Origin of the sequence: Fimbriimonas ginsengisoli Gsoil 348, assembly GCF_000724625.1 — a bacterium.
In the GTDB taxonomy this organism is placed as follows: domain Bacteria; phylum Armatimonadota; class Fimbriimonadia; order Fimbriimonadales; family Fimbriimonadaceae; genus Fimbriimonas; species Fimbriimonas ginsengisoli.
The window spans coordinates 3,340,202-3,363,018 of the sequence record NZ_CP007139.1 but is presented as its reverse complement, the minus strand read 5'-3'; the positions used below and the strand labels follow the sequence as shown (position 1 = coordinate 3,363,018).

25 protein-coding genes are annotated in these 22,817 nt (G+C 60.2%); 13 read left to right on the top strand and 12 right to left on the bottom strand.

Features of this window, described 5'->3' with window-relative positions:
* Nucleotides 1-3: 3 nt before the first annotated feature.
* Complete coding sequence (locus OP10G_RS15190) at nucleotides 4-327, top strand: hypothetical protein (protein WP_025229582.1); 324 nt, start codon at nucleotides 4-6, stop codon at nucleotides 325-327.
* Here the strand turns inward: OP10G_RS15190 and leuB are convergent.
* The 11 genes from leuB to OP10G_RS15135 form a co-directional block, all read right to left on the bottom strand.
* Entirely contained in the window at nucleotides 324-1,409 is a 1,086-nt protein-coding gene (gene leuB / locus OP10G_RS15185; RefSeq protein WP_025229583.1) for a 3-isopropylmalate dehydrogenase, read from the bottom strand. The genes OP10G_RS15190 and leuB overlap by 4 nt on opposite strands.
* Nucleotides 1,410-1,426: 17 nt before the next feature.
* Nucleotides 1,427-2,554, bottom strand: coding sequence for a glycosyltransferase family 4 protein (locus OP10G_RS15180; protein ID WP_025229584.1), 1,128 nt, complete (start codon nucleotides 2,552-2,554; stop codon nucleotides 1,427-1,429).
* Complete coding sequence (locus OP10G_RS15175; protein ID WP_025229585.1) at nucleotides 2,547-3,251, bottom strand: polysaccharide deacetylase family protein; 705 nt, start codon at nucleotides 3,249-3,251, stop codon at nucleotides 2,547-2,549. Before OP10G_RS15175 ends, OP10G_RS15180 begins: the two co-directional genes overlap by 8 nt.
* A gap of 50 nt (nucleotides 3,252-3,301) precedes the next feature.
* Nucleotides 3,302-3,907, bottom strand: coding sequence for an FMN-binding negative transcriptional regulator (locus OP10G_RS15170; protein WP_025229586.1), 606 nt, complete (start codon nucleotides 3,905-3,907; stop codon nucleotides 3,302-3,304).
* A 61-nt stretch (nucleotides 3,908-3,968) separates the two neighbouring features.
* Nucleotides 3,969-5,447, bottom strand: a complete 1,479-nt coding sequence (locus tag OP10G_RS24790) for a serine hydrolase domain-containing protein (RefSeq protein WP_025229587.1) — start codon at nucleotides 5,445-5,447, stop codon at nucleotides 3,969-3,971.
* A gap of 7 nt (nucleotides 5,448-5,454) precedes the next feature.
* The gene (locus OP10G_RS15160; RefSeq protein WP_038473192.1) at nucleotides 5,455-5,949 is read right to left on the bottom strand and encodes a hypothetical protein; all 495 of its coding nucleotides are present in this window, start codon (nucleotides 5,947-5,949) and stop codon (nucleotides 5,455-5,457) included.
* Nucleotides 5,946-6,284: a winged helix-turn-helix domain-containing protein gene (locus OP10G_RS15155; RefSeq protein ID WP_025229589.1), complete on the bottom strand. Its 339-nt coding sequence runs from the start codon at nucleotides 6,282-6,284 to the stop codon at nucleotides 5,946-5,948. The genes OP10G_RS15160 and OP10G_RS15155 overlap by 4 nt, the downstream gene beginning before the upstream one ends.
* A 2-nt stretch (nucleotides 6,285-6,286) precedes the next feature.
* Nucleotides 6,287-6,892: a hypothetical protein gene (locus OP10G_RS15150; protein ID WP_025229590.1), complete on the bottom strand. Its 606-nt coding sequence runs from the start codon at nucleotides 6,890-6,892 to the stop codon at nucleotides 6,287-6,289.
* 90 nt (nucleotides 6,893-6,982) lie between these two features.
* On the bottom strand, nucleotides 6,983-7,858 hold the full coding sequence (locus OP10G_RS15145; protein ID WP_025229591.1) for a hypothetical protein: 876 nt from the start codon (nucleotides 7,856-7,858) through the stop codon (nucleotides 6,983-6,985).
* The gene (locus OP10G_RS15140; protein ID WP_144241185.1) at nucleotides 7,855-8,943 is read right to left on the bottom strand and encodes a hypothetical protein; all 1,089 of its coding nucleotides are present in this window, start codon (nucleotides 8,941-8,943) and stop codon (nucleotides 7,855-7,857) included. Before OP10G_RS15140 ends, OP10G_RS15145 begins: the two co-directional genes overlap by 4 nt.
* Nucleotides 8,944-9,066: 123 nt before the next feature.
* Nucleotides 9,067-9,360 (bottom strand): 4a-hydroxytetrahydrobiopterin dehydratase, encoded by a 294-nt coding sequence (locus OP10G_RS15135; RefSeq protein ID WP_025229593.1) that lies wholly within the window; start codon nucleotides 9,358-9,360, stop codon nucleotides 9,067-9,069.
* Between the two features lie 105 nt (nucleotides 9,361-9,465).
* Here OP10G_RS15135 and OP10G_RS15130 point away from each other — a divergent pair, with 105 nt between their 5' ends.
* The 3 genes from OP10G_RS15130 (at nucleotide 9,466) to OP10G_RS15120 (ending at nucleotide 12,740) form a co-directional block, all read left to right on the top strand.
* Nucleotides 9,466-10,626, top strand: coding sequence for a baeRF3 domain-containing protein (locus OP10G_RS15130; protein WP_025229594.1), 1,161 nt, complete (start codon nucleotides 9,466-9,468; stop codon nucleotides 10,624-10,626).
* Between the two features lie 69 nt (nucleotides 10,627-10,695).
* Complete coding sequence (gene trxB, locus OP10G_RS15125; protein ID WP_025229595.1) at nucleotides 10,696-11,640, top strand: thioredoxin-disulfide reductase; 945 nt, start codon at nucleotides 10,696-10,698, stop codon at nucleotides 11,638-11,640.
* Entirely contained in the window at nucleotides 11,640-12,740 is a 1,101-nt protein-coding gene (locus tag OP10G_RS15120; RefSeq protein ID WP_025229596.1) for a hypothetical protein, read from the top strand. Before trxB ends, OP10G_RS15120 begins: the two co-directional genes overlap by 1 nt.
* Before the next feature lie 34 nt (nucleotides 12,741-12,774).
* Here the strand turns inward: OP10G_RS15120 and OP10G_RS15115 are convergent, their stop codons facing one another.
* Nucleotides 12,775-13,044 carry a hypothetical protein gene (locus tag OP10G_RS15115; RefSeq protein ID WP_025229597.1) on the bottom strand — a complete coding sequence of 90 codons (270 nt, stop codon included), beginning with the start codon at nucleotides 13,042-13,044 and terminating at the stop codon, nucleotides 12,775-12,777.
* Between the two features lie 140 nt (nucleotides 13,045-13,184).
* Here OP10G_RS15115 and OP10G_RS15110 point away from each other — a divergent pair, with 140 nt between their 5' ends.
* The 9 genes from OP10G_RS15110 to OP10G_RS15070 all read left to right on the top strand — a co-directional run bounded on the left by OP10G_RS15110 (nucleotide 13,185) and on the right by OP10G_RS15070 (nucleotide 22,804).
* A complete protein-coding gene (locus OP10G_RS15110) occupies nucleotides 13,185-14,825 on the top strand; it encodes an aspartate:alanine exchanger family transporter (protein WP_227624941.1) in 1,641 nt (546 codons plus the stop codon).
* A gap of 41 nt (nucleotides 14,826-14,866) precedes the next feature.
* The gene (locus OP10G_RS15105) at nucleotides 14,867-15,589 is read left to right on the top strand and encodes an ABC transporter ATP-binding protein (RefSeq protein ID WP_025229599.1); all 723 of its coding nucleotides are present in this window, start codon (nucleotides 14,867-14,869) and stop codon (nucleotides 15,587-15,589) included.
* The gene (locus OP10G_RS15100) at nucleotides 15,586-17,271 is read left to right on the top strand and encodes a putative ABC exporter domain-containing protein (RefSeq protein WP_025229600.1); all 1,686 of its coding nucleotides are present in this window, start codon (nucleotides 15,586-15,588) and stop codon (nucleotides 17,269-17,271) included. Before OP10G_RS15105 ends, OP10G_RS15100 begins: the two co-directional genes overlap by 4 nt.
* Before the next feature lie 85 nt (nucleotides 17,272-17,356).
* Complete coding sequence (locus OP10G_RS15095; RefSeq protein ID WP_025229601.1) at nucleotides 17,357-18,478, top strand: hypothetical protein; 1,122 nt, start codon at nucleotides 17,357-17,359, stop codon at nucleotides 18,476-18,478.
* 202 nt (nucleotides 18,479-18,680) lie between these two features.
* The gene (locus OP10G_RS15090) at nucleotides 18,681-19,424 is read left to right on the top strand and encodes a hypothetical protein (RefSeq protein WP_025229602.1); all 744 of its coding nucleotides are present in this window, start codon (nucleotides 18,681-18,683) and stop codon (nucleotides 19,422-19,424) included.
* A gap of 2 nt (nucleotides 19,425-19,426) precedes the next feature.
* Nucleotides 19,427-20,035, top strand: coding sequence for a hypothetical protein (locus tag OP10G_RS15085; RefSeq protein ID WP_025229603.1), 609 nt, complete (start codon nucleotides 19,427-19,429; stop codon nucleotides 20,033-20,035).
* A gap of 116 nt (nucleotides 20,036-20,151) precedes the next feature.
* Nucleotides 20,152-20,670, top strand: a complete 519-nt coding sequence (locus OP10G_RS15080) for a hypothetical protein (RefSeq protein ID WP_144241184.1) — start codon at nucleotides 20,152-20,154, stop codon at nucleotides 20,668-20,670.
* 2 nt (nucleotides 20,671-20,672) lie between these two features.
* The gene (locus tag OP10G_RS15075; RefSeq protein ID WP_025229605.1) at nucleotides 20,673-21,815 is read left to right on the top strand and encodes an FtsW/RodA/SpoVE family cell cycle protein; all 1,143 of its coding nucleotides are present in this window, start codon (nucleotides 20,673-20,675) and stop codon (nucleotides 21,813-21,815) included.
* A 41-nt stretch (nucleotides 21,816-21,856) separates the two neighbouring features.
* Nucleotides 21,857-22,804, top strand: coding sequence for an AAA family ATPase (locus tag OP10G_RS15070; RefSeq protein ID WP_025229606.1), 948 nt, complete (start codon nucleotides 21,857-21,859; stop codon nucleotides 22,802-22,804).
* The last annotated feature ends 13 nt before the right edge of the window (nucleotides 22,805-22,817 follow it).

Below are 22,817 nucleotides of genomic sequence, written 5' to 3'. Positions count from 1 at the left end.
GCCGTGAACCCATCTCAAACGCCCGGCTACGACTGGCTCGCCACCGGCGGGGCTTACTGGATCATTGCGCTCTCGTGGTTTTTGAGCGCCGCCTTCTTCTCATTCGTGGGAATGCGGGCGGCGAAGGGCGCGGGAAGCGAGAACGACGGCTGCCTCCTCATCATCTGCAGCATCCTTCTCGCCTTGACCGGCGGCGGCAGCGGGCTCTATCTCGGCCTCTTCTTCACCCACTACCCAACGTTCGTTCTGACCTCGATCCTGGGCGCGGTCGCGTTGCCGGGGCTGGGGACGCTGTATCTCGTCCCTCGCGTTACCCGGCACCGCTAGAGGGCCGCACTTTGAAGCCGGAAGGCGATGGCGTCGCCCATTTCCCTCGTCGAAACGAGATTGCAGCCCTTCTCGAAGATGTCCGCGGTTCGAAGTCCCGCATCGAGCGCGTGCTCAACGGCGTCCTCGATTCGTCTCGCCCCCCGGTCGTCGTCGAACGAGTAACGGAGCATGAGGGCGGTGCTTAGAATTGCGGCGATCGGGTTGGCGCGCCCCTGCCCGGCGATGTCCGGTGCGGACCCGTGAACGGGCTCATACAGGCCAAAGACCTTGCCCGCCTTTTCGTCGCTCAACGAAGCCGATGGGAGGAGTCCGAGCGAGCCGGTGATCATGGAAGCCTCGTCGGACAGGATGTCTCCGAACATGTTTTCCGTGAGGATCACGTCGAACTGAGCCGGTTCGCGGATGAGTTGCATGGCGCAGTTATCGACCAGCATGTGGGTTACCTTCACGTCTGGGTTTTTGGCGGCCATTTCGGTGACCACCTCGCGCCACAGGCGGCTCGTCTCCAAGACGTTTGCCTTGTCGACGCTCACGATCTCCCGCCGGCGTTGCCGTGCGATCTGGAAGGCCCGGTTTGCGATGCGTTCCACTTCGTGCCGATGATAGATACAGGTGTCGACGGCGGTCGCGCCGTTATCTCGCCTCTCGCGCGGCTTGGCAAAGTAGATGCCGCCGGTGAGCTCGCGCATTACGACGAGGTCGACCATCGATCCGGCTCTCATCTTGAGCGGGCTGGCCTGCATGAGCGGCCGCAGAGTTTTGGCGGGCCGGACGTTGGCGTAGAGATTGAGCTCCGACCGGAGCGGCAAAAGGGCGCCGACCTCGGGGCGAAGCGTCGGAGGCTGGATCTGGTCGTACCGGGGGCCGCCCACCGCGCCTAAAAGGACGGCGTCCGATTTACGGCACAGGTCGAGCGTGGCGGCCGGCAACGGATGTCCCCCGTCGTCGTAAGCGGCGCCGCCCACCAGCGCGGTTTCGAACTCAAAAGAGGCTCCGGTCGCCTTCAGCACCTTCACGGCTTCAGCGGTTACTTCCGGCCCGATGCCGTCACCCGGCAGGACGGCGATGTTCCTTGACATGGCCGATTATGACCCGGTTAGCGCCGCCGGTGGCCTGACCGCCGGCTCTTCGGCGACGGCTGAGGGATCGGGAGCCCCTGGCCCAGCATCGACCGGTAGACCCAGTCGGTCGCCTCGCGCATCGACTGGCTGCTAAAAACGGTGCGCGCCCGATGTCCGGCCGCGGCGCCCATGCGGTCTCGCAAGGCGTCGTCGTCGAGCAGTTCCATGGTCGCCTTGGCGACCGCTTCGGGATTGTGGGAGGGGACCAGAATCCCACATTGGGGAGTGATGACCTCGGGAATACCCCCGATACGGGTAGCCACGGTCGGCAGGCCGGCCCACATCGCCTCCACGAGCGCGATTCCCATCGCTTCCTTGTGCGATGGGAACAGGAACATGTCCATCGTGTCCAGGCAGTTTGCAATGTCGGTTCGGTATCCGAGGAAGGTCACACGGTCGGAGATCTGAAGATCTTGGGCAAGTTTTCGACAGGCCGGTAGGCCGTCGCCGTCCCCTACGACGAGATATCGTAGCCGGGGGATCTTGGGGGCCATTATTGCCACTGCCCGAAGGGCGTCGTCGATCCCTTTCGCGGGTGTGACCCGCGCGATCGTCCCGAGGACGATCGCGTCGGGAGAGAGGCCGAGACGGGTCCGCGCCGCGTCGCGGTCCAGACTCGGTTCCTCCATTTCTAGGCCGTTATAGACCACGGTAATCTTCTCCTCCCGAACTCCCTGTTCCACGAGGTGATCCTTTACCTGTTGAGAAACCGCGATCAGGTGGTCGGCGCCAACGAATGACAGCTTGCCGCTCATCCCGTGCACGGTTGCGACCGATGGTACGCGGGCGGAGCGCGCAGCGAGGCAACCGTTCACGCTAGAAGTGGAGAGGTGAGTGTGGACGATGTCGAAACCACCGCGAAGCATCACCCCCCGCATAACCGCGATGGCGACCGGGTCGATTTTCGCCCGCACGGCGACCTCGTGAACGCGGAATCCGGCGGCTTCGACCTGTGATCCGAAGCGTTTGCCCTTGAAGGTCGCGAACTCGACGCGGTGGCCCGCCTCACGCTGGGCGACCGCCAAAGTCATCAAACTCTGAACCGCGCCGTACGTGGCCTGGCTGGCGCTGCAGACCTGGAGAATGGAGAGGGGACTAGCCATCGTTCCGAGCGTCCCTCCAAAGCTTATAGAGGAACACTGGAAGAGACGTGTCGCGACGTATGTTTATTCTTCGCAAGGCGAACGGATCGGTCTCCCGATTGTTCGCCCCCTTCTCGGTGGAGCAAGCCAAGCGATATCCGGCCCGAACGACCATCTCCCGGACGGCCGGATTCTTTCTCCCGTAGGGATAACAAAAGGCTTCGATATCGGTCCCTAGCAGACCGCCCAGCACTTCCCGGCTTTCGGAGATCTGACGCCAAGCCTCCGCTTCGCCGATCGCCGGTAGGTCGGCATGGTCCAGTGTGTGAGATCCAAATTGGGTCCCCTGCTTCCCCGCATCCCGTATCTGCTCCAGGGTCATTAGGCGTTCCTCAACGTCCCCAGCCTCCGAATCCCACCGGTTCGTTCCCCCGATCGCGTTGGCGACGAGGAACACGGTGGCTTGAAATCCGTGACGTACGAGGATGGGAAGAGCGTACCTATGGAAATTCTCGTAGCCATCGTCGAAAGTGATAACGAAAGAGCGTGGCGCAATGTCTCCGGTTAAGAGGGAATTCAGAGGAATTGCTGTAAATCCGCGCGAAGCGAGCGCAGACATTTGCTTCTCGAAGAGCCGTGGCGAGACGTAGTGACCCTTTAGCGTCGAACGCGGATCTACCGGCGCGACCTTGTGATACATGAGGATCGGAACGGCCATCGGTGCCAAAGGTAGGCCGGACAAAGCCTACGGCGAGATTCTGACATACGTCACGATCTGCCCGGCATCATTTCGGCCATCGCTCTCTCATGGGGGTCGGACGAGCCCAAGTATCGCTCCCGAACCGCGAGCCGGTCGGATTCCGGCTTGTTCTGGTTGAGCTTTGCCTTCGCGTCCCAGCGCTCGACCGGCATTCGGAAGGCAACTAAGCCCGCCATCTTCTTTCGCAGAAATTCGAGCTCGGTGCTCTCCGGGTTGGTCTTTTCCAGGTGTGGATCGAAGACGTTTACAAGCTCCCGCAGGTGCTCCAAGGCTTCGTCGCCTTCGACGATTTCCGGAGTTCCGTAGGCATGGACAGCCACGTAATTCCAGGTCGGCACGTTGGGCGCCGTCTCATACCAGGCGGGAGAGACGTAACCGTGCGGCCCGGCAAAGACCATCAGGGCTGTCGAACCAAAAACCTGCCAGTGCGGATTCGCCTTTGCCACGTGGCCGACGAGAACGTCTTGGCCCTCCTCTTGCACCAGCAGCACGGGCAGGTGCGTCGCCATGGGAACCCCTTCTTGAACCGAAACGAGCATTGCGAACGGGTTCGCGGCAACGACTTGGCGAATGATCTCCGGGTCGTCCACTCGAAAGGGTCCGGGAATGTACATGCACCTATTTTAGCTTTGCGGCGTTACGGGCCCGTAGTCCGGATGGCCCCGCCCGGGGAGATCATTGTTCTACGGGCTCGATGTTGGAGATATGGTCGTCCTTCGTCATGGTGAAGCGCCAAAGGATCGTCTTCTTTTCGTAAACCGACCGATAGCTCACGACCGTTCTTTGGTTGGTCGATTCCGAAGAAAGAAACTTGAACGACTTTAGCTTTCCGAGCTCACCGAGAAATTGGGGTGCGCTTCGCTTAACGAAGGCGACTAAGTCGGCGGCTTGGGGAGCGAACATCGACTCATCGGGGTGACCCAGAGCCGCATCGACGAGGAACTGGCGGAGCCGTCCGGTACGCGCTGGGTCGGGATCTCGGGGCGGTACAACTCGCATCGGATCGAGATCCGGTAGGTAGAGGGCGGCGATCCGCATCGCCAACGTGCGACTTGGCGCACTCGTCTGGTTGGCTAGAACGATGACGCTAAGATGGTCGTCGGGAAAACGGAGGACGGTCGAGTTGAACGCCATCCCTCCCCCCTGATGGCCGGCGACCCGATGCTTGCCGACGGTCATCAGTTCGTTCCCAATCCCATAAGGGGCGAATGTGCCATCGCGGAGGGATGCGGCTTTTTCCATCGCGGCTACGGTTTCATGCGGGAGAATCTGTCCCTTATCAAGGGCGATCTGCCACTTGGCGAGGTCGCGAACGGTCGAAAGGAGCGACCCGGCTGCCCACATCTTGCTTGGGTGAATATAGATCGCGTTCTGCAGCACGTTTACGCGCCCGTGGTAACCGGTGACGAAGGCCGGAAGGCGGGCGGCGTTTTCGTCGAGCCAGTGGTATCCGGCGGAGCGGTTCGGAACGACATCGGTCGGAACGTTGTCTCGCGTCGCTCCCATGCCCGCCGGACGAAAAATCCGCTCCTTCAGAAATTCGCTCCATGGCTTCCCTCCGAGTCTCTCGACGATCTGGCCGAGCAAGTAGTAGTTAGAGTTGGAGTACCGCCATTTAGAGCCCGGTGAGAACATGAGCGGCGCCTCGCGCACCGGCTTGAGCAGTTCGTCCGGGGTTCGGCCGAGCGCGATCTCTTCAAAGAACGGATGGACATCGGTGTAGTCCGGGATGCCCGAGGTGTGGTTGAGAAGGTGACGGACGGTGACCGCTTTCCATGCCTCGGGAGAGCCGGGGAGGTACGTTCCGATCGGTTCGTCCAAGCGGAGCTTTCCTTCGCGTTCCAAGAGCAGCACGGCGGCGGACGTGAACTGCTTGGAGACGGAGAGAAGCCCGTAAACTGTGTCGGCGGTTGCAGGCACATGCAGCTCGACGTTGGCAAACCCGTATCCCTCGGCCACGACGATCTTCCCGTACCGAACCACGGCGACGGATGCGCCGGGTGTGTGGGACTTTACGAGTTCCTTTTCCACGATTTGCCGAATCTCTTGAAGTCGCTCTACCGCCCCTCCAGAGCGACGATCGGCGGTTTCATATGAGGTGTTAAGGTTTACGAGAACGAGACAGGCGACAAAGAACTTTGAATTACAAAGCATAACAACCTCACAGTCGGAATAGGACTTCCTTGTTCTCACCGAGAATCGCGTCTAGCCACTCGCCGATTCCGCCGGCTTCGAACTTGACGCGTAGTTCCCTGCCCTTAGCCGGACCGACGAGAGCTAGGCTATAAGTCGCTTGCTCGCCGTGTTCGATTTCGGCGGATGGGAGCGGCAGCTCTCGCTGGGCCGCTTCCGCGGGGTTGAGTTGGTGGCCGTCGAGCGTGATCCTTACGCTTTCGGGTCGGAAGGTAAAACTCACCCGCTTGGCCTCGCTTCGGACGTTGACGTCGACGATATAGAAAGCCTTTCCCGGCGGCGCATCCAAATTGCCAATCCGACCTACTCGGCGAGCGTTTCTCGCCGTGAAAAACCAGTCGTCGAAGTGCACCGAAGTGCCGGGCGCAATCACGGTCGGGGTTGTTATCGCATGGTAGGCGACGCCCCCGGCCGCAAGCACGCCTAGTGAAATCGCCCCTAAGGGCAACCATCTCGTTTTCATCCCTTTGCCTCCTTCATCGACTGGAGAACTGCTTCGAGCGCCTCTACATACCGTTCGAAGGCGTAACGTCCCTTCTCCGTCGGCACGATAGTGGTTAGCGGCTTGCGCAGCACGAACTCCTTGCGAATCAACACAAAACCGTTCCGCTCGAGGACCGCAAGGTGGGTCGAGAGGTTGCCGTCGGAAAGCGATAGGTTTCGTTTCAGCGCCCCAAAATCCAACTCGCCCGCCGCCATGAGCGAAGCCATAATCGCGAGCCGCGCTTTTTGGTGGAGAACGTCATCGATCTGCTCGATCGCCGAGCCGATCCGGGTTGCTTCCTTCATTTCGTTCATGCCTACCAACCCTCCTTTCGTGCCAGTAAAAGCCCATAGCCGATGTGGCCCAGCCCGAAGGCGAGCGCCATTGCGGAGAGCCCGAACACCTCGCCCAGGCTCAAAAATGTTTGCAACAGAGCCGCGATTACGCCAACACCTAAGAAGACCTGGCCAAACCAAGCCAGTTGCCGCGGCGCGGAGGAGGAGGCGGCACAGATGACGACACCGTAGATCAGTACCCACATCGGGTAGATGTCCGCGAAGCGATTCGCTACCAGCGAGTGAATCGTAAGGACGCCGCCCGCGGCAAAGGCGGGGGCGACCGATTTCGCCATCTGCCGGGTAAGCCTCACGAGGACTGCCTGATCTTCGGAGGTGATTCGCCTCCGCGTGATGAACAAGTCGCCGGCTAACGTCACGGCGACGGTGATCCCCCAAACCGCCAGAAACTCACCACGGGAAGCTCCGCGCGGGGCGACCATTAGTTGGGCGACGGCACCCAGAAGGGAGACCATGCCCGCCCACACGCAGGAGGTGGCCGAGAAATTGGAGTATCGGCTTGATCGTTCCATCAAGCGCCGAATCGCTCGCAGGTCTTCGTTCGGATTTTCGATGCTCTGGACCATCGAAACACTTTGTACCACAAAGTGCTTTGCTTACGTAGAGATTCTATAGCCGAGAGAACGGTTGGCGATAGCGCCCATTTCCGGGCAACGCTAAGGCGGGCTCTCTTCGTTGGGACGAGGGGCGCTGTTTCGCTTCGCCGACGCGGCGTCGGGAGGGGCGAGCAGTTTGATATCCGTCACGGGATGCACCTCCCAGCAGGAAGCGCGCCATACGTTGGTCGCTTTGGGATTGTTGGCGGTGTTGATCCAGTGCTCGGTGTCGAAGAATTGCCAACCGGTGATCTGGACCTTCGTACCCGGGCGGAAATTCGCCTTCAACGCTTTGGTGTCCCACTCGTTAGAGCCAGGTTTGAGGATTTGACGCATCCTCGGGGTGACCTCCACCACGATCGCGTCTTTCGGCTCGTCGGTCGGATTCTTGGCGACGTATACGTGGGTGTCCCAGAACTCGGTGTCGTCGGTTTGACAGTTGCAAGTCTCTGGGCCGCCGCTCTTGATTTCAACGATGTAGCCGGTGATCGTGACGCCTTTCGACTCATTGAGCTTGGGCGACTTCTCGAGGGCGTCCGGACCGAAGAAGTCGGCAAGACTTACGCCCGGGTCGATGTCAGACGGCGCTGGCGACGTCGTCCGATTTTTCAGCGGGTTCTTGGCCAAGTCGAGGGCAGTCAATGGGCGCTTCTTCGACTTCCCTTCCAATCCGCAGGCTCCATCCTCGATGAATTCTGGGAATCCGGCAGCCACCGACGCGGGTGCGGGGCCTGAGCTCTTTACCGGTGTCGAGGGAGCATGGGGGGCGAGGGTTCCGAGGAGAGCGAGTCCACCGCCGATGACGCCGACCCTAAGTTTTTTGTTCTTTTGGGAGCTTCGGAACTGGTGCGACTTCTTAACCGCGATCGCCAAGCGGTCGTCGATATTATCGACCGTTGTCACCTGGGTTCCGGCGGGCGGATTGCGATCGCTCATTTCTTCACCTGGACATTGGAATCAGCGGTCGTAGGGGAGGTCGGCTTGGAAGGGATCCGATCGCTCGGCTGCGGCTTGGTATCGGGTGGCTTCGGCTTTTCACCTGGCGATGCGCCGGTGGTGCGGATATTCATGAACCGGTTCAAGATATCGAACCAGAACGGAGCGCCGAGGGACGCCGCAAAGGCGGTGATCGCCAGACCGATCAGCTTGTAAAACCACTCGAACCCCATCGGAAAGCGGTTCGGATTGGACGGTTTGTAGTCCGAGGCATTCCAATTGACAGGTCCACTCCAACCTAGGAGGTCGGCGACGGCTTTCTTCGATTCGTCCTTGAGCTCGGATGGAGCGCCAGCTAGGGTCTTACCCTCAACCTGCGCTTGGCCCGCCAAAATTTGCCTCTGCGCTGGGTTCGCCCAAAGGCGCTCGAAAATCATCAGCGAGTCTGCGTTGGCAACGAGGACAATGCCGAAGGCGACACAGAAGGTGATCATCTGGATCCGCTTCTTGTACCATCCGCTCGCCCGCTCCATCGTCGCCTCATACCAAAGCTCCAGATGGTGGCGCACCTTGTCGATGTCGTCGCCAGCCCCGGCTAGGAGCGGGCGAAGAATGCCGTAGAGATGGCCGTCCTTGTTGTATGGCGACTCTTTGATCGTGTCCAGAAACGGCTTTACCGGAGTAGCCGCCTGGCCAGCGACTACCGGCGCCGGCTCGCTGGGGTGCACAAGGCCTAACAGATCGGTAAGGGCCAGCGAGAAGACGTGGGAGGGGATATAGGACGGCTTGTGGTTGGGACGGTAGGTTCCGGCAGGCTCGGCGGCGTCGTCGGCGACCTTTCCCGAGTCGACAGAAGCGGCGGGCGCGGCGGTGACGTCGGGCGTACCCTCCACCGGAGCTCCTTTCGACGACATGCTACGGACCAGAGAGTGGTCGTAAAGATCGTGAGCGATAAGGGTGGCGTATTTGCCGCGAAACAGTCCCTGGATGGCGAAAAACAGGTTCTCTGCCCTTAGTGCGAGGAGTTGGGAAATCTGTTCGTTAACCGCGGTGCAGATTAATCCAAGTACCAGATAGACGAACACCAGGCCAATAGCAACTTCGAGAACCGTAGACCCAAACACGTACCCTCCGCGCCGCGAACCGCACGGCCGATTCGGTTATATAGCAAAGTACTACGATTGTCAAATGCGCGCGATAGTTGCTGTTCAGACGATTCGCTCGATTCGGCGGGCCAACTCCAAATCGTAAGGGGAAAGCCCTTCGACGGAGTGCGTATTGACGGAAATACGCACTTTTCCGTAAGTCACCAAAAGATTGGGATGGTGGTCCAGGCGATCGGCCAGGTACCCGGCGGCGACGGCGAAGACGAGGCCGTCTTTGTAATTCTTGAACTCGAAAGTCTTGGCGATCTCGCCATTCTCCACCTTCCAACCGGGAAGGCCGGCAAGACCCGATTCGAGTTCATCGGCACTAAGGAGTCGGTATTCGAGGTCGGCCATGCCACAGGATAGATCACTTCAATAGGACCCTGGTGAGGCGATCTTCGGTCAAAGGACGTATCGGGCCGGATCAGACTTGATCCGGCCGTCAAGGAGAAAGCAAGGATGGACATCATCACCAACGCGCAGCTTCGACAACTGGTTGAGGCTGGGACGTCTCCGTGCGTCTCGATCTACATGCCGACCCACCGGCAAGGACGCGACACGCGGCAGGACCCCATTCACCTTAAGAAGCTATTGCGTGATGCGGAAGAGAAGCTGGTAGCGGCAAAGGGGATGCGGCCGACGGAAGCACGGGATCTCCTGGAAAAGGCCAACTCTCTTCTGAACGACAATGAATCTTGGATCGGAAACGAGAGCGGAATGGCGATCTTTATCGCGCCGGGATTCTTCCGTGTCTACCATCTGCCGATCGAAGTGGAGGATGTCTGCCACGTCAACGATCGGTTTGAAATCAAACCTTTGCTTCCGTTGCTGGAGGGCAAGCTGTTTTACGTCGTGGCGGTCAGCCTGAACGACGCTCGTCTATTGGAATGCACGCCGCACAGTTGCCGAACGGTTAAGTTGCCCTCCGATGTGGCGCTCAACAAAGAAGACGCTGCCCCAAATTTTGGGGAGCATGCCACGCGCATCGTGCGCCACGGCAGTTCGGGGACGGGCTCCACCGGTGCGGCCGGCGCGTTCCACGGGCAAGTGGTAGACATCGACCGGAAAGAGCACGAAGATCGAATGTTCTTCTTCCGCCAGTTGGACGATGGGGTACGGCGCGCAATGTCGGACATCGATGCGCCGGTCGTGCTGGCCGGCGCCGACTCGATCACCCCGTTCTATCGGCAGGCCACCCAGCTTAAGAATCTGATCGAGAAATCGATCGACGGAAATGCCGAGCACGTTTCGAACGAGCAGCTTCACGAGCAAGCGATGGGCTTACTCTCGACAATGTGGAATGACGAACTGAACAAACTTCAAGAGCAGTTCGGCAACGCCATTTCCAAGCAGCTTGCCTCGAACATCATCGACGACATCCTGCCCGCCGCGGCAACTGGGCGGGTGGGAATTCTGTTCGTGGCGCCCAATGCCACCTACTACGGAAAGTTTGACGATCAGAGCCTTGTGGTCTCTCCGGCCGGCGAAGACGATCCTCAGGCGGAAGACCTCATCGATCGGGCCACGATGCACGCGATCATGACGGGCGCCCAAGTGGTCGTCGTCGAGCAGGAGCAGCTACCGGGAAACGGCGAGCTCAGCGCTATTTACCGTTACTAAGCGAACCCGCGATACGATGCCGAGCTAGGCATCGTATCGCCCTTAGCCCCCCGGTAAACTGTTTTTAGATTGAGCAAAGTTCATAACGTCGTCATCGTCGGTTCGGGTCCGGCCGGGTATACCGCCGCCCTCTATGCTGCCCGCGCGAACCTCGAGCCGGTGATGTTTTCCGGTCTTCAGCCGGGCGGCCAACTTATGATTACCACCGACGTGGAGAACTATCCGGGATTCCCGGACGGGATTCTCGGCCCGGAGATCATGGACCTGTTTCGCCGCCAGGTGGAGCGCTTTGGAACCGTGATCGAGCCGAAGGAAATCACGAAAGTCGACCTCAGCCAGCGGCCGTTTCGGCTTTGGGCCGAAGAGGAAGAGATCCTTGCCCGAACCGTGATCGTCTCCACCGGCGCGAGCGCCAAGTGGCTCGGGCTTCCGTCCGAAGTGACATACGGAGGATTCGGAGTAAGCGCTTGCGCGACTTGCGATGGGTTCTTCTTCCGGAACCGCGAGGTCGCTGTGGTCGGCGGCGGCGACACCGCGATGGAGGAGGCGCACTACCTGGCCAAGCTCTGCAGCAAGGTGCACCTCATTCACCGGCGCGACGAATTCCGGGCGAGCAAGATCATGCAGGAGCGGGTCCTCAACGACCCGAAAGTAGAGGTGCACTGGAACACGCTGGTCGACGAGATCGCCGGCGAGTCCGAGCCGCATCGTAAGGTCACGACCATTCGCCTCCGCGACGCCCATTCGAACGAAAAACGCGACCTGCCCGTCTCGGGTGTGTTCATCGCGATTGGCCACAAACCGAACAGCGATCTCTTCAAGGGCGTTCTCGATATGGACGAGGTTGGATACATCAAGACCGTGCCGGGCAGCACCCGAACCAACATTCCGGGCGTCTTCGCCTCGGGCGACGTCGCCGACTCGATCTACCGACAGGCCGTCACGGCCGCGGGAACCGGTTGTATGGCCGCGATCGACGCGGAGCGATTCCTCAGTCTGGAAGGCGCCCACTAATGAGCCTGGTCCTGGCGAGCCTCGCGTTCCTGCTCGCTCAAGGGGACGGGAAGGTTCGCATGAAGCAGGTGACGCTCGCGCGGCCAGGCTCTCTCGTCCCGTCGCTGATGATTCAGGCACGGCTGGATCCGATGGAACCCGGCAGGCTGTCGCCGAAGAAGTTCGGCGTCGGCAACGCCCGTCAGGCCTGGGAGTTCCCCTGGGTGATGACCGGATTCGTCTCCGGCGTCGCCGCCCCATGGGAGCTTCGATTCCGCGTTTATTCGCAGGACCACAAAGAAGATCGTGACGCCCTGATCACCCGGATGCTGCTAACCCTGCAGCAGGAGAATCTTCATCGGCTAAAGCTCGACCACGCGGTGCAATACAACGGGAAGATCGTGGATGTCTTCCTCTGCTGGGGCGGAACCGCGGGGGGCGAGCAGCGGTTCGACATCGCCGAAGAGGGAGGTTTCCAGAAGAGCGTCAACACCATCTACATCTATGACGTCAACTCCTTCACGGAGCCGATGGAAATGGCGCGGGAGATCGCGCACGAGTACGGCCATGCATCGCTCCCGGCGATCGGCGGTTACAAGGAGCCGGAGGATTGGGCAAACGGCTACCTCGGCGAGAAGCTTTTCCTCTCCTGGATTCGGCAGGGAATGGAAGAGGGGCGGCTCGTGCCGGAGGACGTCATGGGAGTCACCAAGGAGCTTCTCGACAAGTGGCTCGCCGCGAATGTAACTCCTTTGGTCCAGACCGCCGCCTCGAACTTTCCGATCCAGGCCGCTCTGGCGAACCCGTCAAAAGCTGGAATGGACCGGTATCTCGGCTTGGCGCTTTTCGCTTCGCAGGTTTTGCCCGATGCGGTGTTCGGCCGCTCGCTGCTGCTAACCGGATCGACCGAGGCCAAAGACTATCCTCAAGCGCTGACCCTGGCAACCGAAGAGCCGGATAGCTACACGGTGCGAATCCCTAAGTCGCTTGCGAACAAGCCGATTTGGCTTCCTCTCGGGAAGGGGAAGGTTACGGGGGCCAAAATCCTGCAATTTCGCGGGAAGTGGATCCAGTTGGAGGCGCCCGAGGGAACCCTGAACGTCGTCAATCGAACGTCGTAGGCACTGGCGGCCTTACGCCGCCAGTGCCTAACGGTTACACCTCGGTGCGGACGAACTTTCGCTCGTACTGGCCGACGGCCGATTCTTCCGTGGTGTCGAGACGTGCCGCCTCGGAACCACAGCAGGCGCAGCGTAGAAGCGCGCGGTGCTGTCGCACTTCGTATAGTGTCTCGTGCACTTCGCTGTAGCGATGTGCGGTTTCGGTTTTAGTACCGACCCTCTCAAAAGCGTGGTGGCCAAGGCCACACAGCACCCTTTGGATGCCCCCTTTGCGCGAGCCGGCTTGGGCTCTTGATATGCTCATGTCTTTTTCCGTTGTCCGCGGAGAGGCCGACGCTCCCGGCGCCCCGCATGTATCAAGAACGTTCAACTGAACCCTTGGTTCCTTGAACTTTTCCGGAAGGCCTAGCCGGGTGACGAACTCGCCGTCTACAGTGAGGACGGATGGAATTTGTGGTCCGATTGCTCGGCGAGAATCCGCTTCTCCTGCTATTCGCGGTGTGCGCGATCGGCTATCCGCTCGGACGGATGAGAATCCGCGGCGTAAGTCTCGGGACGGCGTCGGTTCTTTTCGTTGGCATCGCCATCGGAGCGGTCGACCCGAGACTCAAGCTTCCGGATGTCGTCTATCTTTTTGGCCTCACCCTCTTTATCTACACCATCGGCCTCAATAGCGCGGCCGGGTTCTTCAAGGGGTTCGACCGGCGAGGGATTCGGGATACCGCGCTGGCGCTCGGGGTCCTCGCCTTGGCCGGGGTTGCGGACTACCTACTGGCCCGAGCGGCCAACATGGCCGGCGCAACCGGATCGGCGATGTATTCCGGGGCGTTTACCAACGCCTCGGGCTTGGCCGGCGTCGTCGAGTCGGTGAAAGCCGCAGGGGGCACGGGCAAGGCGCTTGCCGAACCGGTCGTAGGCTACTCCCTTGCTTATCCGATCGGGATCTTTGGTCCGATAATGGTCATGCTGCTCGCGCAACGCCTCTTCGGAGTCGACCTCCAAAAGGAGGCGTTGACCGTCTCCAGCTACCGACGGTCGATTCAAAAGATCGAGGTCCGAACGATCGAGGTGACAAACCCGGCGGCGGCGGGAATGTCGGTCGTGGAGCTCACCGCCAAACAGGCTCGCGATGTGGTGTTCGGACGGGTTCTTCGGTCAAGCGAGGTTCTGCTTGCGAGCGGCGATCTGAAGATTCAGCTCGGCGACCGGATTGCAACCACCGGGCCGGAAGCGGAGCTCGATACCCTTACCGAATTCTTGGGCCAAATTAGCGACGAGGAGGTGCACCTCGACCGAACTGAATTCGATGTGCGGCGGATGTTCGTCTCCAACCCATCGGTTGCCGGGCGGCCCCTTAGTCAACTTGCTCTGCCTCAGCTCCATCAGGCGGTGATCACGCGGGTGGGCCGAGGAGATATCGATCTGATCCCATCGGGCGACACAATTTTGGAATTGGGAGACCGAGTGCGCGTGTTGGCGAGGCGGGACGAGATGGGGGCGGTCGAGCGGATCTTTGGCGATTCGTATCGAGCGCTTGCCGACGTCGATTTCCGAACCCTTTGCATCGGCATCGCGCTCGGCCTGATGTTGGGGCTGCTTCCGATTCCGCTGCCTGGCGGGATTACCTTCCGGCTCGGCTTCGCAGGAGGACCGCTGGTGGTTGCGCTTCTGCTCGGCCGCCTCGAGAGGACGGGACCTCTGGTGTGGAACCTTCCCTACACCGCCAACCTCACGCTGCGCCAACTCGGCTTGCTTCTGTTCGCCGCCGGAATCGGTACGAGAGCCGGGTACGACTTTTACAGCACACTGGCCGGTGGCCACGGCTTGAATGTTTTCACCAGCGGCGCCGCGATGACGTTGGGCTCCGGCCTGGTAATGATGGTAGTGGGATACAAGCTGCTAAAGATCCCCCTGAACCTCCTCTACGGTATCTACGCTGGCGCCCAAACCCAGCCGGTGAATCTGGCGTTCGCCGTCGACCGCACCGGCAACGACCTGCCGAACGCCCGGTACGCAACGATCTTCCCCCTCGCAACGATCTTCAAGATCCTTGTCGCGCAGGTGCTCTTTAACGTGTTGCGCTAGGCAGGACGTTAACCGTTAACCCATCCGGTATCCTGGCTCGAATGCTCCAAGTCGACCGGCTGGTGAAGCAGTACAAAAAATTCCGTGCGGTAGACGAGCTGTCGTTCACCATCAGCCCCGGGGAAATCGTTGGGCTACTCGGCCCGAACGGGGCCGGCAAGACGACCGCTCTCCGTTGCGTCGCCGGGATTCTTCGGCCAACCGACGGGCGAATTTTGATAAACGGCCACGACGTGGTGACCGATCAAGCAAGGGCCAAAGCCGCCCTCGCCTTCGTGCCCGAGGTTCCAAGCCTGTATGAGCTGCTCACCGTCGACGAGCATCTAAAGTTCGTGGCCATGTGCTTCAACACGCTCGACGTCTACGAACGCAACGGCAATGAGCTGCTCGACCGGTACGACCTGATCGAGAAGAAAGACCAGCTCGTGGCGACCCTCAGCAAAGGGATGCGGCAGAAGCTCTCCGTGGCGTGCGCGCTGATCCACGACGCCAACGTCATGCTGTTCGACGAACCGCTGATAGGAATCGACCCGGCCGGCGCCAAGGAGCTGAAAGATGAGATCGTGCGCGCGAGAAACGCCGGCGCCGCCATCCTCATCTCCACTCATCTCCTCGACACCGCCGAGAAACTGTGCGACCGGGTCATCATCGTCGCCCGAGGCAAGAAGCTGGTCGAAGGAACGGTGGACGAGATCCGAACGCTAACTCATGGCGAGGGGCAGAGTCTGGAAGACATCTTCCTGACGCTCACCGAGGAGAAGTGAAGCCGCTTCTCTTTTTAACCGTGCGGTCGTTCGTGAACGGCATCCGCCGAGCCGTCAGCTCGCCACAGCGGCTGATCGGACTGTTGGTGTTCTTCGGCTACTACTTTATGACGTTTTTCCAGACCCTTTCGCCGGACTCCCGGCGAATACCGGGTGGCTTCGCCCAGCCGCAGGCAATGCTGGAGTTCCGTCCCGATGTGGTTCAAGGGGTCGTCTTTGGGATCTTGGCGTTCCTGTCCCTCCTGCTGCTAAGCAGCTCGTTCAATCCGCGTGGCGGATTCCGGGCCTCGGATGTGGATGTTCTGTTCGCCACGCCGGTCAACCCGCGGACGGTTTTGGTTTTCCGGATCGTCCGCGATTACCTGATCACCTTGCTCATCCCGCTCTTCCTGGCGATCCTCGCCAGCCGCCGGGCGCTGGCCGGTTATGACCGGATCTTCCGGCACTTCCCCCAGGAGGGGGCGCTCGCCGGAAGACTTTTCTCCATCTCGTATCTCTTGATGGCGCTCTGCTGGGTCTGCATCGGCTACGCCCTCAGCCTTTTCATCAACCGAAGCGACGAGGCGAGCGACCGAAACAAGAAGATCATCAATGTGACGCTGACCGTCGTCGTGGTGGCGGTGCTTGGCTATATTGCGTGGTACGTTCGCCTCGATCCGAGCTGGGATACCGCCTTGGAGCTCAGCCGCAGCCCGTTCCTTCGCGCCGTATTCTTCACCGCCACGGCGGCGACCGCAGTGGTGATGGCCCCATTTCACAACAGCGTTTGGGAAGGACTGGCCGGAACGGCGGCGATGCTCGCGATCATCTTGTTCAGCCTTCGCACCGCGATGACACAGGTCGACTACCTTTACGATCAGGCCGCGGCCAAGGGATTTGCGAGCACCGACATGCGGCGGATGCAGCGGAGCGGGGATACCTACGCGATCGTGGCCGAACAAGCACGGCAGGGCAAAGTTAAGGGGGGACGCATCGCGCGGGTGATCGGCCGCTGGCGTTTCCGCGGGAGCGCGGCTCTCCTATGGAAAGAGCTTCTGCTTCAGGCGCGGGGAGCGATGTGGCAGTACGTCATCTTCACCCCGATGGTCCTCTCAATTTCGCTGATGCCGTTGTGGGCAATGTCGAAGCGGGGGAACGTGCACAACGAAGGAGGGATGTTAATGGCGTTCCTCGCGATCGGAGTTCTTTCGCTCACCATCAGCAATTCGACAAGCGGATTCATGGAGCTGCTTCGCCGGGTCGATTTTCAGAAGCCGTTGCCGTTCAGTCCGGCGGCGACCGTGTTTGCCGAAGTGGTCGGCAAGACGGTACCGACCTTCGTGATCTCGACGATTACCGGCGTGGGCGCGACCATCATCGATTATCGGATCTGGGCCTATTCGTTGGCGGCGATCCTCATGGCGACGACGTTGGCGCTTACGTGGGCGGCGGTTTCACTGCTCGTCATCCTTCTCTTTCCCGACGTGGACGATGCGGCGCAACGCGGCTTCCGAGGGATGTTGCTGCTCATTGGGTGCGTGCTCACCGCTCTGGTTCCGGTCGGAATGGCAATCGGCCTCTTCGTGTTGAAGCTATTTCCGCTCGTTACGGCGATCCCATTCGTGGCGGTGTGTCTGGCTATCTCATTCGGCATCTCGGCGATCGCCGGCGGCCTGTACGGGTCGTTCAATCCAAGCGAATAGCGTCAGCGGTACACTTGTTGCGCCTTTGGTGAAGGTTCGCGCCAGGTGCGCGAACTAGCCGGCACTCTGCTTTGTTGGCATCGATATGAAATTCCGGTCCTCGACCAAAATTGCTATTGGCTTCGTAGTCCTCCTCGGTGTGGTCTACGGCGGCTATCGCCTCTGGCTCGAGAAGGCGATCGAGGGGGCCCATTTTTCTCCGGTTGTCCCTGGCGAAGTGAACCTTCTCGGGATCGATCCGGGAGCGGGTTACAAGATCATCGTCGCCAACTATGTCGCCCAACTGGTCGAAGCCTCGGATAAATTCCAGGGGAACGGAAACGACCAGGGGGGCGCAACCGAGGGGTCCATCAAGAAGCGCATTCCGATCAAGGAGATGCTCGCCGTCCTTCGTGGCGACGAAAAAGCGCTCGGGCCGCTCACGATGACGATGAACGAAATGAAGGAGGACCTCCTTCCTCCGATTCGGATCGTTTGGTCGGCCGAGGATCTCCATAAAGCTTTCTCCGGGGATGCCGCAAAGCGCAACCAGCTTGAGCAAGACCTAAACGTACATATCAACGGTATGCCGTTGGATAAGGTCCGCCCCGCTTCGATCGAAAACGGCATCGTGGTCGACGTACCGGTGAAGGTCAAGGTGAACTTAGCCGGAACGACTAAGGAGGTCGTAGGGCACGTTCTGATGCCGTACAAGCCGCGCCTCATTCAAACCGTGGAAAGTCAGTACGCGGACAAGAATTACAACCGTGAAATGCAGGCCGGCTACTACAAGACGGAAGCAGAGACGATCCAACAACATCCGGACAGGGCCGAGAACATTCAGAAGTCCCTCCTCTCGATGATCTCGGACGAGACCGGGCGGCGACTGGCCGAGCCGGTGGAGCGGGTCCTCCGCAGCGCCACGGTGATCGTCAACGAATCGCACATCAAGAGCGCGTCCTACCGAACCTACGACACCTCCGACGGACTCCGCAACGACCTCACGGTAGAGATGACCGACGAGGGCCGGCAACGACTCTGGAAGTATTCGCACGATAAAGTCGGGACTCAGATCCTGCTCGTCGCCGATGGCGTCGCGATCGAAGCCCCCCGTATCCAACACGTCCTTGCCGAAGGAGAGCTCACGATCACCCAGATGCGCGATAAAGTCTTAGTTAAAGACGCTGTCGACAAGATCAATAAGCACACGAAGGTGCAGTCAAATTGACGATTTACGATTGACAATTGCTTCCGCTGGTCGGGATTGGGCCGGATTTCAAAATCGTCAATCGTAAATCGTCAATTGCTGCGGGGCACTCTCGCGGAAGCGAACAACGTAATTTTGATTAAAGTAGGCGTCGGAGTCGTACGCTAGGTACGGCGAGTCGTGGAAAGATCCACGGCGGCTCTTCAACTGATATCGACCAATCATGAGAACTCTACGATGGACTCCAATTCTGGCCCTCGCGATCCTCGGCGGATGCCAGGCGAAAGACGCGGCTAACCCCACCTCCGGCGGCTCCGCCACTTCGAGCGGAACGGCCTCGACGACAACGACACCGCCAAAGCTGGATGTAAGCCAGATTCCGGCTGACCTGAAACACGACGGCTACGCCTACTACGGTTTGGGCAGCGCCGCGCCCATGAAAATGGAGATCCGCTCCAGCAGCCAACCGAACCAAGTGCTGACCGGAACCCAGACGATCGCCCTCAAAGAGATCAAAGACGGCAAACCGGTCTTCACCATTTCTCGCGACGGCCAGCTGGGGGACCTCGTCGGCCAGCAGGAAGTAGTGCTGGAAAAGGACGGGATCTACAACACCGCCTCAACGGTGGCGAAAGTAGGGGCGCACGATCTGGAATTGCCCGCCAAGCTGGCTCCTGGCGTCAAGTGGACCAGCCATACCGAGGTGGACCGGCCCGACAAGCCGGAACAGCAGCTTGAAGATAACAGCACCTGTACCGTCGTGGGTCCGCAAAAGGTGACCACAAAGGTTGGCGAACATGACGCCCTGCTCATCACGTCCTCGGGCAAGGGCACGATCGCTGGGAAGAAAGTCGTCACGACATCCAAGAGTTGGTATGTCAAGGACCGCGGAAGCGTCAAGACCGTGCTCTCCACCACCTTCCCCGACGGGAAAGTGCAAACGATCACGATTCAGGAAGTCAAGTAACCATGCTCACTACGCTCCTCGCGCTCACGTTCTTTGCTTCGCCCGCGGACGACTACTTCGTGCTCGTGCCGGGTACGCGCCGCACCTACGAGGAGCGGGGGGCCTCCGGCAAGGCGACATCCGTGGACGAGGTCGGCGAGCCGGTCAACGTCGCGGGGAAACCGGCGACTCCGGTGATCACCAAGAGCGGCGACCAGGTGATTTCGACGACTTACTATCGGTCCGAGCCCACGGGGATCTACATGGTCGGCACGAGCACCGATCACCCGCTTCCGAAGCCGATCCCGATGCTGATGTTCGACGTTGCGGGATCCCGCTGGACCTTTAACGGATCCACCAGCGACGCCAAGCTGGCGGACTATCTCACCCTAACGTGCGAGGCGGTGTCGAAGGGGGAGCGCACGATTTTGGGAAGGAAGGTGCCGGTGATCGAGCTCAAGATGGTGTCCATCATCGACCGAGGCCTGGCGCGCGGACGGGAAGATACGACGGCGATCTATGCCAAGGGGATCGGGCTTGTCGAGAGCGTCTCGAAGCACAAGGAGCGGAACAAGGAGGTCAAGGACGAGCTGCGTCTTATCAAATTTGAGGAGGCGAAGCCCCGCGATTGAAGCCGCATGCTCGTTGGGTAGGGTTCGCGGCGTCCGCGTTGGTCGCCGTGATAGTGGTGGCGTGCCGGGATAAGACAGGCGCCTCGTCCGCACCCCCCCACTCCTTCGGTGGCCGGATGGTGGACCGGAAACAGCTCGAACCCGACGCGACCCCGCCCCCCAAAGCAAAGGAAGTGTATAGCGGAACCACGGTCCCGGTATCGGTCAAGGCGACCAAGAAAGGGGACCGATTCGTGTTGGACTTGCTTGTAGGTACGGATCTCTTCGACCAAGAGGAGTACGTATCCACGTCGGACGGCTTTTTCCTGGCCACCGCCGCTGGTGAGACTTACGATCCGCCGATTCCGCTCCTTCGATTTCCGCTCGCAGTAGGGAGCGACACCTATACCTGGTCCGGAAAGCTGTCGGGCGAGCTCGACCCGCATCCCGCAAGGGCCACGATCACTTCCTCGCAAGACAGCGTGACGATGGGGCTATCTCCCGATGAGGCGATTCGAGTGAATGTCGACATCGTGATCACACCAAGCCCGGGAGAGGCTCCGGCGGAGCGTCAGTTGCTGTTTTGGTTCGTGCCAAAGAAAGGGGTCGTCAAGAGCCAGTTTGGGACGCTGTCGACTCGGGAGCCGGCGAGTTAACGATGGCGACGATCAGCACGAGCCCTGGTAGCCGCATCGGCGAGCAGCGAAGGGGACCACGCATCGATCCGTGGCTGATCCTCTCGGCGATCGTTCTCGTGGTGGTCGGGTTGATGTCGCTCTACAGCGAAGGGGCCAATCGCGACGGTGGGGCGGACTTTCGCAAGCAGGTCGCCTTCGCCCTGATCGGCATCGTGCCGTTCACCGTTTTCGCGGTTATTCATCCCAAATTTTGGCTTCGAGCCAGCACGTTGCTCTACGGAATTAACGTCTTGTCGCTTTCGGCGGTGCTCGTCTTGGGCTCCACCAAGAAAGGGGCGGAGCGGTGGATCGACCTCGGACCAATCCAGTTTCAGCCGAGCGAACTGGCGAAGCTGCTGACCGTGTTAACGCTGGCTGCGTTCTATGCGAACCGGCAAGAGTCGGTGCGGAGCCTCTCCACCTTTCTACTTTCGTTCCTGCACATCCTGCCGATTCTCGCCTTAATTCTCCTCCAGCCCCATCTTGGAGCGGCGATGGTGATCGTGGTTTTGTGGTTTGCGATCTCCCTTGTGGGAGGGGCGCAGATCAAGCACCTTGGGGTCGCTCTGGCCATTTTCGTCACGATGGCGACCTTGGTGTTGACCGTACCGGCGGTATCGAGCCGGGTTCTCCATGGGTATCAGCAAGACCGGTTACCGGGGCTTGGTACGAAGGACTCCACCGGCAAGAACTGGCAGACCGCGCGGGCGGAGATCGCCTTTGGCGTTGGAGGCGTGGTCGGCACCGGGTATCTCAAAGGCGAGCAGAAGGCCGGGCATTTCATCCCGGAGCAGCATAACGACTTCGTGTTTACGATCGTCGGCGAGGAGGGAGGATTGGTCGGGTGCACGATGGTCCTCGCCGCCTTCGGATTCTTTTTCTACCGAATCTGGGTCGTCATGTTTAATGCGGTCGAGCCGTTTTACAAGATGATCGCGGCGGGGATATTTGCCGCGCTCTTTTTTCACACATTCGTCAACATCGCCATGGTCCTGCACATCGTTCCCGTGGTCGGATTGTGGCTTCCATTCCTGAGCTACGGCGGAACCGCGCTATGGTTGTGCATGGCGTGCGTCGGCTTAATGCTGAACGTCCGCCGTCGCGAAAAGCCATTGCTATTCTAGTAGCCTACCAACGCCCAAGTGGGTATTCTCCGGCCCAACCAATGAGCGTCGAGAACCTCGCGGAATTAATCAAGGCGGAAGTCGGAAAGGCGATCGCCGGCCAGGAACGGACGATCGAGCAAGCGCTCGTCGCTATTCTCGCGAACGGCCATGTTTTGCTGGAAGGCGTACCGGGAGTCGCGAAAACGCTGCTCGTGCGCTCGCTGGCGAGAACCCTCTCGCTCGACTACGGCCGGATCCAGTTCACCCCTGACCTCATGCCGAGCGACGTCATCGGCACCTCCGTTTTCGACCCGCGTAACAGTGAATTCAAGTTGCGAAAGGGACCGGTTTTCGTAAACGTGCTCTTGGCCGACGAAATCAACCGGACGCCTCCGAAAACCCAAGCTGCCCTGCTCGAAGCGATGGAAGAGCGGACCGTCACCATCGACGGCGAGCCGCATCCCCTGCCGCCCCCATTTCTCGTTTTTGCGACCCAGAACCCGATCGATTTCGAAGGGACGTACCCTCTCCCGGAGGCGCAGCAAGACCGGTTCCTGCTAAAAGTGATCGTCGACTATCCGTCGAAAGAGGCGGAGCTCGGCGTGCTCCAAATGCACCACCGAGGATTCCGCCCCCAGAGCCTGGAGGAAGCAGGAATTAACCCGGTGGTCTCGCTGGAACAACTGCAGGAGATGCAGGACACGGTGCGCCGCTCGACCGTAGAGGAGCGGGTGTTCGAATACATCTACGCGATCGTACAGGCGACGCGGCACTCAAACGATATCTCCGTCGGCGCCTCCCCTCGCGCCGGGATCGCGCTTCTCAACTGCAGCAAGGCGATCGCCGCGCTTCGTGGACGGGACTTCGTGATTCCCGATGACGTGAAAGAGCTCTCGCTTCCGGTATTGCGCCACCGGGTGCTTCTACGGCCGGAGGCCGAGGTCGAGGGACTCACCGTCGACCGTGTCTTAACGAGCGTGATCGACGCTCAAATCGTACCGCGATGACGAACTCGGTTTT

Coding starts and splice junctions, on each gene's coding strand:
- OP10G_RS15085 (WP_025229603.1), top strand. CDS start 19,427: ATGCTCACTACGCTCCTCGCGCTCACGTTCTTTGCTTCGCCCGCGGAC.
- OP10G_RS15145 (WP_025229591.1), bottom strand. CDS start 7,858: ATGAGCGATCGCAATCCGCCCGCCGGAACCCAGGTGACAACGGTCGAT.
- OP10G_RS15180 (WP_025229584.1), bottom strand. CDS start 2,554: ATGGCTAGTCCCCTCTCCATTCTCCAGGTCTGCAGCGCCAGCCAGGCC.
- OP10G_RS15135 (WP_025229593.1), bottom strand. CDS start 9,360: ATGGCCGACCTCGAATACCGACTCCTTAGTGCCGATGAACTCGAATCG.
- OP10G_RS15130 (WP_025229594.1), top strand. CDS start 9,466: ATGGACATCATCACCAACGCGCAGCTTCGACAACTGGTTGAGGCTGGG.
- OP10G_RS24790 (WP_025229587.1), bottom strand. CDS start 5,447: ATGCTTTGTAATTCAAAGTTCTTTGTCGCCTGTCTCGTTCTCGTAAAC.
- OP10G_RS15090 (WP_025229602.1), top strand. CDS start 18,681: ATGAGAACTCTACGATGGACTCCAATTCTGGCCCTCGCGATCCTCGGC.
- OP10G_RS15095 (WP_025229601.1), top strand. CDS start 17,357: ATGAAATTCCGGTCCTCGACCAAAATTGCTATTGGCTTCGTAGTCCTC.
- OP10G_RS15160 (WP_038473192.1), bottom strand. CDS start 5,949: ATGAAAACGAGATGGTTGCCCTTAGGGGCGATTTCACTAGGCGTGCTT.
- OP10G_RS15170 (WP_025229586.1), bottom strand. CDS start 3,907: ATGTACATTCCCGGACCCTTTCGAGTGGACGACCCGGAGATCATTCGC.
- OP10G_RS15070 (WP_025229606.1), top strand. CDS start 21,857: ATGAGCGTCGAGAACCTCGCGGAATTAATCAAGGCGGAAGTCGGAAAG.
- OP10G_RS15115 (WP_025229597.1), bottom strand. CDS start 13,044: ATGAGCATATCAAGAGCCCAAGCCGGCTCGCGCAAAGGGGGCATCCAA.
- OP10G_RS15155 (WP_025229589.1), bottom strand. CDS start 6,284: ATGAACGAAATGAAGGAAGCAACCCGGATCGGCTCGGCGATCGAGCAG.
- OP10G_RS15080 (WP_144241184.1), top strand. CDS start 20,152: ATGGTGGACCGGAAACAGCTCGAACCCGACGCGACCCCGCCCCCCAAA.
- OP10G_RS15105 (WP_025229599.1), top strand. CDS start 14,867: ATGCTCCAAGTCGACCGGCTGGTGAAGCAGTACAAAAAATTCCGTGCG.
- OP10G_RS15110 (WP_227624941.1), top strand. CDS start 13,185: ATGGAATTTGTGGTCCGATTGCTCGGCGAGAATCCGCTTCTCCTGCTA.
- OP10G_RS15075 (WP_025229605.1), top strand. CDS start 20,673: ATGGCGACGATCAGCACGAGCCCTGGTAGCCGCATCGGCGAGCAGCGA.
- OP10G_RS15120 (WP_025229596.1), top strand. CDS start 11,640: ATGAGCCTGGTCCTGGCGAGCCTCGCGTTCCTGCTCGCTCAAGGGGAC.
- OP10G_RS15150 (WP_025229590.1), bottom strand. CDS start 6,892: ATGGTCCAGAGCATCGAAAATCCGAACGAAGACCTGCGAGCGATTCGG.
- leuB (WP_025229583.1), bottom strand. CDS start 1,409: ATGTCAAGGAACATCGCCGTCCTGCCGGGTGACGGCATCGGGCCGGAA.
- OP10G_RS15175 (WP_025229585.1), bottom strand. CDS start 3,251: ATGGCCGTTCCGATCCTCATGTATCACAAGGTCGCGCCGGTAGATCCG.